The sequence below is a fragment of the Kitasatospora sp. NPDC057738 genome (assembly GCF_042798815.1).
GTDB classification, from domain to species: Bacteria; Actinomycetota; Actinomycetes; order Streptomycetales; family Streptomycetaceae; genus Kitasatospora; species Kitasatospora lactacystinica.
The window spans coordinates 68,749-82,281 of sequence record NZ_JBHVJT010000006.1 but is presented as its reverse complement, the minus strand read 5'-3'; the positions used below and the strand labels follow the sequence as shown (position 1 = coordinate 82,281).

At 71.1% G+C, this 13,533-nt stretch carries 11 protein-coding genes; 7 read left to right on the top strand and 4 right to left on the bottom strand.

The window, feature by feature from the left end:
• Positions 1-101 precede the first annotated feature (101 nt).
• The gene (locus ACFVGO_RS05065) at positions 102-1,178 is read right to left on the bottom strand and encodes an ABC transporter substrate-binding protein (protein WP_380630889.1); all 1,077 of its coding nucleotides are present in this window, start codon (positions 1,176-1,178) and stop codon (positions 102-104) included.
• Between the two features lie 55 nt (positions 1,179-1,233).
• Between ACFVGO_RS05065 and ACFVGO_RS05060 the strand changes: the two genes are divergently transcribed.
• Positions 1,234-1,764: a MarR family winged helix-turn-helix transcriptional regulator gene (locus ACFVGO_RS05060; RefSeq protein WP_359898742.1), complete on the top strand. Its 531-nt coding sequence runs from the start codon at positions 1,234-1,236 to the stop codon at positions 1,762-1,764.
• 155 nt (positions 1,765-1,919) lie between these two features.
• Here ACFVGO_RS05060 and ACFVGO_RS05055 read toward each other — a convergent pair whose 3' ends face one another.
• On the bottom strand, positions 1,920-3,005 hold the full coding sequence (locus ACFVGO_RS05055; RefSeq protein ID WP_359898744.1) for an NlpC/P60 family protein: 1,086 nt from the start codon (positions 3,003-3,005) through the stop codon (positions 1,920-1,922).
• A gap of 501 nt (positions 3,006-3,506) precedes the next feature.
• Between ACFVGO_RS05055 and mutA the strand changes: the two genes are divergently transcribed.
• Genes mutA through meaB form a run of 3 tightly spaced genes read left to right on the top strand, consistent with a single transcriptional unit; the run spans position 3,507 to position 8,614 of the window.
• Positions 3,507-5,405: a methylmalonyl-CoA mutase small subunit gene (mutA, locus tag ACFVGO_RS05050; RefSeq protein WP_380630888.1), complete on the top strand. Its 1,899-nt coding sequence runs from the start codon at positions 3,507-3,509 to the stop codon at positions 5,403-5,405.
• Positions 5,402-7,615, top strand: a complete 2,214-nt coding sequence (gene scpA, locus ACFVGO_RS05045) for a methylmalonyl-CoA mutase (RefSeq protein ID WP_380630887.1) — start codon at positions 5,402-5,404, stop codon at positions 7,613-7,615. Before mutA ends, scpA begins: the two co-directional genes overlap by 4 nt.
• A 12-nt stretch (positions 7,616-7,627) precedes the next feature.
• Positions 7,628-8,614 (top strand): methylmalonyl Co-A mutase-associated GTPase MeaB, encoded by a 987-nt coding sequence (gene meaB / locus ACFVGO_RS05040; RefSeq protein ID WP_359898750.1) that lies wholly within the window; start codon positions 7,628-7,630, stop codon positions 8,612-8,614.
• Between the two features lie 436 nt (positions 8,615-9,050).
• Here meaB and ACFVGO_RS05035 read toward each other — a convergent pair whose 3' ends face one another.
• Together ACFVGO_RS05035 and ACFVGO_RS05030 are read right to left on the bottom strand one after the other, a co-directional pair.
• A complete protein-coding gene (locus ACFVGO_RS05035) occupies positions 9,051-9,632 on the bottom strand; it encodes an HD domain-containing protein (RefSeq protein WP_359898752.1) in 582 nt (193 codons plus the stop codon).
• A 13-nt stretch (positions 9,633-9,645) separates the two neighbouring features.
• A complete protein-coding gene (locus ACFVGO_RS05030; RefSeq protein ID WP_359898861.1) occupies positions 9,646-10,770 on the bottom strand; it encodes a helix-turn-helix domain-containing protein in 1,125 nt (374 codons plus the stop codon).
• A gap of 119 nt (positions 10,771-10,889) precedes the next feature.
• On the opposite strand from ACFVGO_RS05030, the gene tgmA reads away from it, so the two are divergent.
• Genes tgmA through tgmC form a run of 3 tightly spaced genes read left to right on the top strand, consistent with a single transcriptional unit; the run spans position 10,890 to position 13,251 of the window.
• Complete coding sequence (gene tgmA / locus ACFVGO_RS05025) at positions 10,890-11,153, top strand: putative ATP-grasp-modified RiPP (protein ID WP_359898754.1); 264 nt, start codon at positions 10,890-10,892, stop codon at positions 11,151-11,153.
• Positions 11,154-11,164: 11 nt separating this feature from the next.
• A complete protein-coding gene (tgmB, locus tag ACFVGO_RS05020) occupies positions 11,165-12,118 on the top strand; it encodes an ATP-grasp ribosomal peptide maturase (protein WP_380630886.1) in 954 nt (317 codons plus the stop codon).
• Complete coding sequence (gene tgmC, locus ACFVGO_RS05015; RefSeq protein ID WP_380553564.1) at positions 12,115-13,251, top strand: ATP-grasp peptide maturase system methyltransferase; 1,137 nt, start codon at positions 12,115-12,117, stop codon at positions 13,249-13,251. The genes tgmB and tgmC overlap by 4 nt, the downstream gene beginning before the upstream one ends.
• Positions 13,252-13,533 lie beyond the last annotated feature (282 nt).

The window sequence follows — 13,533 nt, the reverse complement described above, 5'->3', positions numbered from 1 at the left end:
TGACGACCCTGCGGGTGTGTGGGGAGACTGTAGAGGCAACTATTTCCAGATGGAAGGGTTTTGCCGCGGCATTCCACCTGACGGGAAGGAGGCACCCGCAGTCAGTGCGGCAGCACCGCGAAGCCGAGGCCCTCGGCCCGGGCGAGGTGGATCCGCGCCCGGCCCGCACCCTCGCGGCGCAGCAGCCGGCCGGCCGCCGCCAGCAGACCGTCCGGGGCCAGCGCCCCGCGGGCCGCCAGGTCGGCGAGCAGGTGCAGACCCTCGTACAGCCCCACCGCGTAGGCGTCCAGGACCGGCGCCCACGGGCCGCACAGCGCCCGGTGCCGCTCGGCGAGGCTCTGCCGGCACTCCTCCGCCAGCGTCGCGAAGGAGGGCATCGCGGCGTAGAGCGTCCCGGTGTCGTCGCCGCCGAGCGCGAGCAGGCCGTTCTCCTCCAGGGCGCCGGAGAGCCGCACCAGCGTGCGGTCCAGCCCGCTGCGCCGCAGCGCCCGGTTGAAGTGCACCAGGTCGCGCCCGATCAGGCTGAGCAGCAGGGCGTCCGCGCGGGCGGCGCGCAGCGCGTCCAGCAGCGGGTCGAGCATCTCCTCGACCGCCCCGAACGGGACCCGCCGCTCCAGCACCACCCGGGCACCGGCCCGCGCCGCGAGACCCTCGGCGGCCCGGTGGACGGCGCGCGGCCAGATGTAGTCGTTGCCGATCAGCGCCCAGCGGCGGATCCTGTGACGAACAGTCACTTCTTGCACTGCGGAGCCGAGTTGACGGTACGGGTCGATGCCGGTGCAGAGCACGCCGGGCAGCCGGGAGCCGCCCTCGTGCGGCGGGGTGAAGACGTACGCGGTGCGGCCCGCGGCGACGCTCTCCACCGCCCGGTGCACATCGCTGGTGTGGCACCCGGCGAGCGCGTCCAGCACCCCGGCGTCCAGCAGCCGCCGCACCTCGCCGGCGACCCGGCCCGGCGCTCCGCCGCCGTCCACCAGCACCAGCTCCAGCGGACGGCCCCGGACACCGCCGGCCGCGTTGACCTCGTGCGCGGCGAGCAGCGCCCCGTCCAGCACGGACGGGCCGGTGAGACCGAGCGGGCCGGACTGCGGCACGACGAGACCCACTCGAAGCGCCGCCCGCTCCCGTACCGAGTGCAGCGCGTCGAGCGGATCGATCAAGCTCACCTCGACGCTCACGGTGCGAGTATCGTCGTACCGCCGATATCGGGAAAGGCCGGAGAGGGAGCGTCCGATGACCGCAGCTGGTGCCGCGCCGGGGATCGACGCCCGTCCCGGCGATCCCGTCGGCCCGGCCGCGAACCGGTCCCCGGGTGAGTCCGCGGGCGCGTCCACGAGTGAGACCTCGGGCGACCGTCCCGCCGCCCCCGAGCCGCTGCTGGTCGAGCTGGTGACACTGGCCCACCGCCGGCTCTCCGGCGGCCTCGCCGCCGCCCTGGCCGAGGAGGACTGCACCGTCGACCAGTGGCGGCTGCTGCGCGCCCTCGCGGACGGCCGGGGACACGCGATGGGAGAGCTGGCCCAGGCCCTGCTGATCCCGCAGGCGAGCCTGAGCCGGCTGGTGGACTCGCTGTGCGACTCCGGCTGGGTCTACCGGCGCCAGGACGACCAGGACCGCCGCCGGATCACCGCCCACCTCTCCCGCCAGGGCCGCACCCGGCTGACCCGCCTCGACGCCCTCGCCGACGCCCACGACGCCGCCGTCCGCCGGACCTGCGGCCTCACCGACCCGGCGCACCTGCTGCAGCGGCTCGCCGCGCTCTGACCGGCCCGTCCCCCGACCGGCACACCGCCACGACGGCGGCGGCCCGTCCCCGACCGGCGCGGCCACGACGACCCCTTGAACCCGAGGACCGATGCCCGCGCAACGACGACGGCCCGCCCCCGCCGAAGCGGGAACGGGCCGGTGGTGGCGCGCGGTCAGGCCGGGCGGACGGCGCCCTTGTACGGCATCGCGGAGATCGGCAGGACCTCGATGTTCTTGCCCGTGCGCGGGGCGTGGATCATCTTGCCGTCGCCGATGTACAGGCCGACGTGGTGGATGTCGTCGTAGAAGAAGACCAGGTCGCCGGGCTGGAGGTTGGCCCGGTCGACGTGCGGGCCGTCGTTCCACTGGTCCTGGGAGATCCGGGAGAGCTTGACGCCCGCCGCGCGGTAGGCGGCGCCGGTGAGGCCGGAGCAGTCGAAGCTGTTGGGGCCGGTCATGCTCCAGCCGTAGGGCTTGCCGAGCTGTGCCTGGGCGAAGGCGATGATGGTCGCGGCCCGGCCGCTGGCCGCCGGCACCGGGGCGTTCATGTCCGGGCGGTCGGCGGAGCGGGAGGCGCGGTCCTTGGCGGCCGCGGTGGCGGCCTGCTGGGCCTCGGCCTTGGCCTTCTCGGCGTTCTGCTGGGCGTTGATCTTGGCGCGGTCCTCGGCGCTGAGCTTGTTCAGCATCGCCTGGGCCTGGGCCAGCTTGCCCTGGATGTCCTTCTTCTGCTCCGCCAGCTGCGTGCCGACCGAGTCGAGCGCGGCCAGGGTGGCGGTGGCCTCGGCGCGGTCCTGGTCGAGCTTGCGCTGCTCGTCCTGGGCCTGCTTGAGCAGGTTCGCCTGGGATTCGGAGACCTGGCTCTGCACCGCGGCGCGCTCCAGGTAGGCGGACGGGTCGGAGTCGAGCATCAACTGGACCGACGCGTCTATGCCGTTGCTGCGGTACTGGTCGGCGGCGACCGCGCCGAGCCGGGTCCGCAGCTCGTTCATCGCCTCCTGGCCGCGGGCGACCTTCTCCTGGATCAGGTTGGCCTCGCCCTGGAGCTTCTGCTGCTTCTCCTGGAAGCCGTTGAACTTCTCGATCGCCTGCTCGGCGTCCTCGTTGAGCTGGTCGACCTGTTCCTTGACGGAGGCGAGGCTCGGGGTCGGCTCGGCGTGGGCGGTGCCGGAGGCGAGGACCGCGCCGCCGGCCGCCATGGCCGTGGTGAGGACCGCCATGCGGGCCCGGCTCGGCGGGTTGGGCTTGCGACGCTTTCCCATGACGGTCGCCCTCCTTCGGGGGAATCTGGGGACGGTCCGGACGGGGCGGGGGACGGCTCGGCCGGGACCGGGGACAGCGAAGGCGGGCAGGGCGAGCAACGGGGGGGTGCTGCCCCGCCCACCTTCTTCGAAGTAACTTAATAGATGAGGGCCCGGGTTCCGCAATCCCCCTGATCATGACGATTTGACGGCATGACGGGACATCGATCGCGTTCCGTGCCATCGGCGTTGACCTCGGACGCCGCCGCTCGCCGGCGACGGCCCGGAACCGCCCCGCCCGCGGCCACCGACCGTCGCCGCCACCCCTCCGCTCCCCTCCGCCTCCCCGGTCGCTCCCCGGTTGCCACCCGTCACGACACCCCCTCCCGCCCCTGGTGTCACCTGCGCCGACACCCCATGACACTCCCCGTCGCGGCGAGTGCCCGAGATCGGCCCGACCGAGGGAAAGGTCACACGGAATCCCCCTCCTGCGGGCCTGCGAACGGGCGCTAACCTGCGCACATGAAGGTCCCGCCCGAAGGGCTCCCCCTCGCAGCCGAGTTCCCGGCCGCGCACCGTGAGCAGTGGCAGCAGCTCGTCCAGGGCGTGCTGCGCAAGTCCGGTGCCGAGCCCGAGGACGGCCCCGCCGCCGAGCAGGCGCTCACCACCCGGCTCCAGGACGGGCTGAGCGCCCACCCGCTGTACACCGCCGAGGACACCGCCGCCGCCCCGGGCTACCCGGGCTTCCCGCCGTTCGTGCGCGGCAGCCGGCCGCAGGGCTCCGCCGTGGCCGGGTGGGACGTCCGCCAGCGGCACGCCGACCCGGACCGCCGGCGCACCAACGACGCCGTGCTGGCCGACCTGGAGCACGGCGTGAGCTCGCTCTGGCTGGAACTCGGCGGCGCGGGCCTCCCGGTGGACGCCCTGCCCGAGGCACTGACCGGGGTGTACCTGGACCTGGCCGCCGTGGCGCTCGACGCCGGACCCGAATTCACCGACGCCGCCGAGCAGTTGTTCCGGCTGTACGAGGAGCGCGAGGTCTCCCCCGGCGCCGCCGCCGGCAACCTCGGCGCCGACCCGCTCGGCCTCCAGGCCCGCACCGGTCAGAGCGCCCGCACCGGGACGCTGCTCGCCGAGGCCACGACGCTGGCCGCCCGCTGCGCCGCCGGGTACCCCGGCCTGCGCGCGCTCACCGTGGACGCCCTCCCGTACCACGAGGCCGGCGCCTCCCCCGCCCAGGAGCTGGGCTGCTCCCTGGCCACCGGCGTCGCCTACCTGCGCGCGCTGACCGCCGCCGGACTCTCCGTCGACGACGCGCTCGGCCAGCTGGAGTTCCGCTACGCCGCGGACGGCGACCAGTTCCTCGGCATCGCCAAGTTCCGTGCCGCGCGCCGCCTCTGGGCCCGGGTCGCCGAGGTCTCGGGGGCCGGCGCGGCGGCCTCGGCTCAGCGTCAGCACGCCGTCACCTCCCTGGTGATGATGACCGCCCGCGACCCGTGGGTGAACATGCTGCGCACCACCATCGCCTGCCTGGCCGCCGGGGTCGGCGGCGCCGACTCCGTCACCGTGCTGCCCTTCGACAGCGCGCTCGGCCTGCCGGACGCCTTCGCCCGCCGGATCGCCCGCAACACCCAGGCGATCCTGCTGGAGGAGTCCCACCTGGCCCGGGTGATCGACCCGGCCGGCGGCTCCTGGTACGTCGAGCAGCTGACCGATGAGCTCGCGCGGGCCGCCTGGGCCTGGTTCCAGGAGATCGAGCGGGCCGGCGGCCTGCACGCCGCCCTGGAGTCCGGCCTCATCGGCGAGCGGATCGCCGCGACCTGGGCGGAGCGGTCCGTGCGGCTCGCCAAGCGGCGCGAACCGATCACCGGCGTCAGCGAGTTCCCGCACCTGGACGAGCAGCCGCTGGTCCGCGAACCGGCCCCGGCCGCGCCCGGCGGCGGGCTGCCGCGAGTGCGCCGCGCCGAGGCCTACGAGGCGCTGCGGGACCGCTCGGACGCCCGGGTCGCCGTCGACGGCGCCCGCCCGGCCCTCTTCCTCGCCTCGATCGGCAACGCCTCCGCGCACACCGCGCGCACCACCTTCGCCGCCAACCTGTTCCAGGCGGGCGGCATCGCGACGGCCTCGGCCGAGTCCGTCGACCCGGCGGCCTTCGCCGAGGCGTTCCGGGCCTCCGGCGCCACCGTCGCCTGCCTCTGCTCCAGCGACGCGCTGTACGCCGAGCACGCCTCGCCCGTGGCCGAGGCGCTGAAGGCGGCCGGCGCCAGGCGGGTGCTGCTCGCCGGACGGCTCGGCGAACTCCCCTCCGGAGTGGACGAGTTCATCTTCGCGGGGGGCGACGCGATTGCCGTCCTGACCTCCCTCCTCGACCAGATCACCGGTGCGGACGGCACCGACGAGACCAAGGTGGCGGCCCGATGATCCCCGACTTCACCGGCATCGGGCTGGACGGCGGCGCGGGCACCGCCGACGGCGCCGTCAGTGACGACCAGTGGCAGGCCGCCTGGCGGCAGTCCACCGGCAAGGACGTCGACGAGCTGCTCTGGGACACCCCCGAGGGCATCGGCGTCAAGCCGCTGTACACCGGCGCCGACCTGGCCGGCCTGGACTTCCTGGAGACCTACCCGGGCATCGCCCCGTACCTGCGCGGGCCCTACCCGACCATGTACGTCAACCAGCCCTGGACCGTCCGCCAGTACGCGGGCTTCTCCACCGCCGAGGAGTCCAACGCCTTCTACCGCCGCAACCTCGCGGCCGGCCAGAAGGGCCTGTCGGTCGCCTTCGACCTGCCGACCCACCGCGGCTACGACAGCGACCACCCGCGCGTCACCGGCGACGTCGGCATGGCGGGCGTCGCCATCGACTCGATCTACGACATGCGCCAGCTGTTCGACGGCATCCCGCTGGACAAGATGTCCGTGTCGATGACCATGAACGGCGCCGTGCTGCCGGTCCTCGCGCTGTACATCGTCGCGGCCGAGGAGCAGGGCGTACCGCCCGAGAAGCTCGCGGGGACCATCCAGAACGACATCCTCAAGGAGTTCATGGTCCGCAACACCTACATCTACCCGCCGCAGCCGTCGATGCGGATCATCTCGGACATCTTCGCGTACACCTCGCAGAAGATGCCCCGGTACAACTCGATCTCCATCTCCGGCTACCACATCCAGGAGGCCGGTGCGACGGCCGACCTGGAGCTCGCCTACACCCTCGCCGACGGCGTGGAGTACCTGCGCGCGGGCCTGGACGTGGGCCTGGACGTGGACGCCTTCGCGCCGCGGCTGTCGTTCTTCTGGGCGATCGGCATGAACTTCTTCATGGAGGTCGCCAAGCTCCGCGCGGCCCGGCTGCTGTGGGCCAAGCTGGTCAAGCAGTTCGACCCGAAGAACCCCAAGTCCCTTTCACTGCGCACCCATTCGCAGACCTCGGGCTGGTCGCTCACCGCCCAGGACGTGTTCAACAACGTCACCCGCACCTGCGTGGAGGCGATGGCGGCGACCCAGGGCCACACCCAGTCGCTGCACACCAACGCCCTGGACGAGGCACTCGCGCTGCCCACCGACTTCTCCGCCCGCATCGCCCGCAACACCCAGCTGCTGCTCCAGCAGGAGTCGGGCACCTGCCGGGTGATCGACCCGTGGGGCGGCTCCGCGTACGTCGAGAAGCTGACCCACGACCTCGCCGCGAGAGCCTGGGAGCACATCCAGGAGGTCGAGGCGGCCGGCGGCATGGCCAAGGCCATCGACGCGGGCATCCCCAAGCTGCGCGTCGAGGAGGCCGCCGCCCGCACCCAGGCGCGGATCGACTCCGGCCGCCAGCCGGTGATCGGCGTCAACAAGTACCGGGTGGAGAACGACGAGCAGATCGACGTGCTCAAGGTCGACAACTCCTCGGTGCGCGCCCGCCAGATCGAGAAGCTGCGCCGGCTGCGCGAGGAGCGCGACGAGACCGCGTGCCAGGATGCGCTGCGCGCGCTGACGGCGTCCGCCGAGGCCGGGCCGCAGCGCGGCGGCTCACTGGACGGCAACCTGCTGCACCTGGCCGTCAACGCGGCCCGCGCCAAGGCCACCGTCGGCGAGATCTCGGACGCCCTGGAGAAGGTGTACGGCCGCCACTCCGGCCAGATCCGTACCATCTCGGGTGTGTACCGAGACGAAGCGGGCCCGTCGGCCTCCCTCCAGCGCACCCGCGACCTGGTCGAGCGGTTCGAGCAGGCCGAGGGCCGCCGACCGCGCATCCTGGTCGCCAAGATGGGCCAGGACGGCCACGACCGCGGCCAGAAGGTGATCGCCACCGCCTTCGCCGACCTCGGCTTCACGGTGGACGTCGGCCCGCTGTTCCAGACCCCGGCCGAGGTCGCCCGCCAGGCCGTCGAGGCGGACGTCCACATCGTCGGCGTGTCGTCGCTGGCCGCCGGGCACCTGACCCTGGTGCCCGCGCTGCGCGCCGAACTCGCCGCGGCGGGACGGGAGGACATCACCATCGTGGTGGGCGGGGTCATCCCGCCGCAGGACTTCGACGCCCTGTACGAGGCCGGCGCGGCGGCGGTCTTCCCGCCGGGAACGGTCATCCCGGACGCGGCGTACGACCTGCTGAGGTCCCTGGCGGCCGATCTCGGCCACGAGCTGTGATCGCCTGATCCCATGCCTCCGCGGACGATCGACCTCGACAGCTACGTGACGGGAGTCCTGGACGGCTCGCGCGCCTGGATCGCGCGCGCCGTCACCCTCGTCGAGTCCTCCCGGCCCGACCACCGCGTGCTCGCGCAGCAGCTGCTCCAGCGGCTGCTGCCGCACGCGGGCGGCGCCGTCCGGGTGGGCATCACCGGGGTGCCCGGTGTCGGCAAGTCGACCTTCATCGACACCTTCGGCACCATGCTCACGGGCCAGGGGCACCGGGTCGCGGTCCTCGCCGTCGACCCGACGTCCAGCCGGACGGGCGGCTCCATCCTCGGCGACAAGACCCGGATGGAGCGCCTCGCCGTCGACCCCGCCGCATTCGTCCGGCCGTCCCCGACCTCGGGGACGCTCGGCGGGGTCGCCAAGGCCACCCGGGAGTCCATGGTGGTGATGGAGGCGGCGGGCTACGACGTCGTCCTCATCGAGACGGTGGGCGTCGGACAGTCCGAGACGGCGGTGGCGGGGATGGTCGACACCTTCCTGCTGCTCAGCCTGGCACGGACCGGCGACCAGCTCCAGGGCATCAAGAAGGGCGTGCTGGAGCTGGCGGACGTCATCGCCGTCAACAAGGCCGACGGCCCGCACGAGACGGACGCGAAGGCGGCGGCCCGCGAACTCGCGGGCGCGCTAAGGCTGTTGCAGCCACCGGACGCGGCGTGGACCCCGCCCGTGCTGACCTGCAGCGGCCGCGACGGCGCGGGACTGGACGTGCTGTGGGAGCGGCTGCAGCAGCACCGCAAGGTGCTGGACGCGACGGGCGCCCTGGCGGCGAAGCGGCGGGAGCAGCAGGTCGAGTGGACCTGGGCGATGGTGCACGACCAGCTCTACGCCCGCCTCCACGAGAACCCCGAAGTGCGACGCCTGGCCCCCGAGTTGGAGACCCAGGTCCGCGCCGGCACCCTCCCGGCAGGGCTCGCCGCCCAGCAGATCCTGGACGCCTTCTTCGGCTGACCCAGAGTGTGGAGATTGAGCGCCGTGCCCCACCCCTGCATGGGGCACGGCGCTTCGTCGGTTGCGGAGTACTCGAACGACAAGTCCGCGATCTCCTACTGGGCCTCCGGCACGATCCCCGGGCCGAGGTGCAGGAGGTCGTCCGGGAGGCCTGCTCACGTCGACTCAGGCGCCCGGTGACGCCCGAGGAGACCGGCTTCGGTTCCAGTGACGGGACGGGACACAGCCATGGCGTGCCGTCCGATCTGATGTCGATCGGAAGGTCCGACATGGATCCCTCACGCCGTGGCGTACACCACGTCCACAAGCTCCTTGCCGTCTGGGACGGCCTGCCGGCTCGCGGCCAGGGCGAGACGGCAGACGTCGTCGCCCTCGCCCGGAGTCGTGGCGTGCCGGTCGAGATCGTCTGGCCGGAGGGACCCTGCTGCTAACCGTGTCACATCGGCTTCTCGCCAAGAACGGCCCGCAGCCAGTCCAGGGAATCAGTAGCCAGGATGGCATCGGCGAGATCATTCGCGGTCTTCGTGGTGAGCCGGCCACGGCTGTTGTCGATCCATCGCTGCGCGTTCGCATAACCCTGCGCCTTGTACTCGACACCCTGGATCATGCACTCCAGCTTGTCCGCGTCCCGGGCACAGACCGCCTCCAACGACTCCTTCGACTCGTACTCCGCGACGAGATCCCGAATGGTCGAGGCCAGGACGTCCGGCATTCCATCGACTTGGTCGGCCGTCACCGCCACCGGATCCGCACTCGGCGCGTACTTCTTGCCCAGGTGGTTGACGTCCCCGGTGCGCGCTTCCTGGGAATCGTGCCAGACCGCCAGGAACGCGGCCTGCGCCGGATCGGCGCCTTCGAGCTTGGCGATGACCGAGGCGATCAGGGCGGTCCGCCAGGAGTGCTCGGCGACCGACTCGGGGTCGCGGACACCGGCCATCCACCAGCCTGTGCGCTTGGTCTGCTTGAGCGTCCCGGCTTCGAACAGGAACCTCGCCACCGCGTTCAGGTCCTCCGTCACTGTCCGGCTCCTCTCACGCCTCGGCAAGGCGGATCGCATAGTGAATGCTTTCGAGTTCTCGTCGCCCGCGTCGCGAGACCTCCTGGCTATCCAACATCATGGGCAGCCGCTCGCGAAGGGCGTTAGCCGCGGTTCCGAAGCGCAGCAGGTTCGGTCGAACCTGGAGCAGGGACCAAACGGTGTGGACGTTGAGCTCCACGTATCCATGCTGAGGTGCGAGGCCCTCGGCAAGGTGTGCCAGGAGCTTGTCACCCGACCATGGGCCCGGCTTCGGCGCACCGATGAAGTCGTCGGAGAGTTCGAGGTACGCGACTTCGCCGATCCAGTACGCCCAGTAGTTGAGGTTCGCGATCGCGCCGGCTTCATCGGCGAGGGCTGTGTCGATGAAGTGGTTGATGCGGTCCCGGTCCCCGTGGCGAGCGGACACCATGGCTACGGAGCGAGCGTTGAGCCAGCGGGCCAGCCAGTCGCCAGGTTGCTCGTTCAGCTGCTGCTGAGCGACCCACTCCCGTGTGTCGGTTCGATCGTCGTACCCCGCAAGGTAGAGCGCTTGGCGCCGGACGAGGAATTGGTCCGCTCCCCGAGCTTCGGCAGCGGTACGCCGGATGTTCGTGAAGAACCGCGCGCGGTCCTCTGCGGAGAGTTCCGGCCCGACCGGCACCGGCCCCCTTCGTGCACGTGGCGGCTTCGGAAGCGAGTGAATTGCCTTCGGCGCCAACCCACTGAGAGGCCATGCCAGGATCTCGACAAGGTCCCGTCGCATCACCACTGATCCGATCAGACTCTCCCGAGCATACGTCTCCTCCGTGAGCATGTCGGCCAGGAGCATGTCGGCCTCGAACGCCCGCTCCAATGTCTGGATGAGCACGGGTGCCGTGCCCATGCGCAGAAGCCGACGGCCAAGCATGAGCACCTGACCGACAGGCACGGCCGTGAGCGGACGTCGCCCACTCTCCCACCCCGCGATCGTGTCTGCCGAGACCGTCAGATTCACTGCGAACTCCTCCTGGGTAAAGCCGAGCTGCTCTCGTATCACCCGGAAGACGTACCCAGCGATGCTGACCGCGCGCGAGCACGGAGGCCTTCCCTGACCGCCAGTCAGGGATGCACCTGGGGTCGACCTCATGAAAGCCCCCAACTTCGGGAATTCGCGCCGGCTACCCGTACCGGCGGTCACTTCACGGCCTGATCTCGACTCTGTAGCGTCTTGCATGCCAGAGCGGTAAATCCTCCCAACGACAATACACAGGAGGAAAGTTGAGCATCATTACCGATCTCCTACCCATCGCCCCCTGGGGCTTCGGGCGCATGATGCCCTTGCGAAACGGCGAGCCGTCGCGGTGGCAGTACGCGGGCCTGGACCCGGAGACCCAGACCGGCCGGTGGTTCGGCGAGGACGGGAGCATGACCCCTGCCGAACTCGGTAAGCACGGCACGTCCGTGAACACCTACCCGCCGACCCAGCAGGGCAAGGACGGCAAGGTGGACGGCGACTCCGGCCACGACGCTTCGCAGGACTGAGAGGCAGGACCATGAACGGACACCCGGTGCTCGTTTCCACCGAGCACGAGGACCCGACAGCCGATCTCGTCATCGCGGAGCTGAACCGGCGCCGGGTGCCCGTTCTGCGGCTGGACCCCGGGAAGGACCTCCCCGGAATCGCCACCCTCGCGGCTCGATTCGGCGCCGGCGGGCTGACGGGGACGCTACGCGCCGGCGACCGAGCGGCCGAACTCGGCAGGGTGCGCGCGCTCTACCACCGCCGGCCGAGTCCTCATCTTCCCGGCACCGAAGATCAGGCCGACCGCTTCGCGGCGAACGAAACGCGCCGAGGCCTGGGCGGCGTGCTCGCGGCACTGCCTGAATGCCTCTACCTGAGCCATCCACAGGCCATCGCCCGAGCCGAGTACAAGCCCGAACAACTTACCGTCGCAGCACGGTTCGGGCTACCCGTGCCCGAAACCTTGATCACCAATGATCCAGTCACGGCGAGGTCGTTCGTATCCGGTCGGCCTACGATCTACAAGCCCCTCCATGCCGGCCCCTACCATGTCGGCGGTGAATCTGCGGGTATCTGGGCAGCAGTGGTCGACCCGGTGGACATCGACAACCGGGTGACCGGCTGTACCCACTTGTTCCAGGAGCAGGTGGCCAAGGTCTCCGACGTCAGGGCGGTGGTCGTGGGCGATCGGGTGTTCTGCTCGCTGATCAGGGCCCCGGAGGGCGTGGTGGACTGGCGCAGCGCGTACCGTCACCTCACCTACGAGGCGGTTGAGTGCCCTGAATCGGTCCGGTCGGCTCTGCTGCTCTTCCTCCGCGAATTCGGCCTGAAGTTCGGCGCGTTCGACTTCGCGGTGACCGCCGATGGCGAGTGGTGGTTCCTGGAATGCAACCCCAATGGCCAGTGGGCATGGCTTGAGCATGCGGCCCAGCTGCCGATCACGACCGCGATTGCCGACCTTCTGGAGAACGGAGAGGCCGCATGATCGACGTGCCGTCCGAGGGTCTGAGGGCGAAGCTCGTCGCCCAGCTCAAGGAGGAGGGGGTGATCTGTAGCCCCGAATGGGAGGCGGCGATGCTGGCCGTCCCACGTGAAGCGTTCCTCGCGGGCGGGTGGTTCGAGCACGACGATGGCGGGTGGTACCGGTCCGCCTCGCTCACCGACGAGCCGGGACTGATCCGGCGCGTGTACGAGGACGACAGCCTGGTGACTCAACTCAGCGGTGTGATCTTTCCGTTCCAGTTGGACGGACGCCTTCTGCAAGCGCCCACGTCCTCCTCCACCATGCCGGGCCTCGTGGTCCGCATGCTTCAGGACCTCCAGGTGTCGGAAGGCATGTCAGTCCTGGAAATCGGCACCGGGACTGGCTACTCCACCGCCCTACTGACGCACCTCCTCGGTGACGAGCAGGTGACCTCCATCGAAGTCGACCCGGACGTCTCCGGGCGGGCCGGCGCGGCTCTCGGAGGGCTCGGCTACTGGCCGAACCTCGTCGTCGGCGATGGACTCGTAGGCCACCCGGCCGATGCGCCGTACGACCGCTTGATCGCGACGTGCGAGGTACACACCATCCCGACGCAGTGGATCGAGCAGACCAAGCCTGGCGGCGTGATTCTGGCCACCGTGGGTGGCTGGATGCACTCCTCGGAGCTGGCCCGGCTCACGGTCCAGGAGGACGGGACGGCTGTCGGCCGGTTCCTCGGGGGCGAGGTCTCCTTCATGTTCGCCCGGCCCCACCAGCCGCCGCCCCTCGGGCTGTTGCCGGACCTGGACTCGGGTGTTGCCCGGGACGCCACGTACGGGCCGGAGGCCCTGGACGACTGGACGGCTCGCTTCGTCGCCCAGATCGCCGCGCCCCGGGCTCAGAAGCTCATGCTGCACCGCGACGGCCTGGACGAATACCTCCTGATCGATGTCGGAGCCGGATCGTGGGCGGTGCTCTCCCCGGCGACGGGCGGCTGGATGGTCCGTCAGGGCGGCCCGGACCGGCTGTGGGACGACATCGAGAAGTACCTCTCGCAGTGGTACACCGACGGCGCACCACCGCTGGAGTACTTCGAAATCACCGTGACTCCGCAAGCACAGACGATCAGCTGGACGAACGAGCCTCAGCACTAAGGTGAGTCGACGACAGCCGAACAGTGCCAACAGGTTCGGGCCCTCCTCAACAATCACCGCTTCGCGTCAACCACGCGGATCCTGGTCGAGAGCCCATCCGGCCGGTTGCTCCCGGCCCCCTCTGCTCGCCCGCCGGCACTGGATTCCGGAGCAACCAGTACCCCGTGAGCGGGGGTGGGTGGGGGGGGAGGGGGGAGGGAGGGGGGGGGGGCTGGGGGGGGGGGGGGGGGGGGGCAGCGAGTGCTGTTTTTTTTTGTTCTCCAAGAGGATTGGTGTTGTGCT

What these genes read in the sequence shown, in the direction of transcription:
- ACFVGO_RS05060 (WP_359898742.1), top strand. Translation starts at nt 1,234, where the DNA reads ATGACCGCAGCTGGTGCCGCGCCGGGGATCGACGCCCGTCCCGGCGAT.
- ACFVGO_RS05055 (WP_359898744.1), bottom strand. Translation starts at nt 3,005, where the DNA reads ATGGGAAAGCGTCGCAAGCCCAACCCGCCGAGCCGGGCCCGCATGGCG.
- mutA (WP_380630888.1), top strand. Translation starts at nt 3,507, where the DNA reads ATGAAGGTCCCGCCCGAAGGGCTCCCCCTCGCAGCCGAGTTCCCGGCC.
- scpA (WP_380630887.1), top strand. Translation starts at nt 5,402, where the DNA reads ATGATCCCCGACTTCACCGGCATCGGGCTGGACGGCGGCGCGGGCACC.
- meaB (WP_359898750.1), top strand. Translation starts at nt 7,628, where the DNA reads ATGCCTCCGCGGACGATCGACCTCGACAGCTACGTGACGGGAGTCCTG.
- tgmB (WP_380630886.1), top strand. Translation starts at nt 11,165, where the DNA reads ATGAACGGACACCCGGTGCTCGTTTCCACCGAGCACGAGGACCCGACA.
- tgmC (WP_380553564.1), top strand. Translation starts at nt 12,115, where the DNA reads ATGATCGACGTGCCGTCCGAGGGTCTGAGGGCGAAGCTCGTCGCCCAG.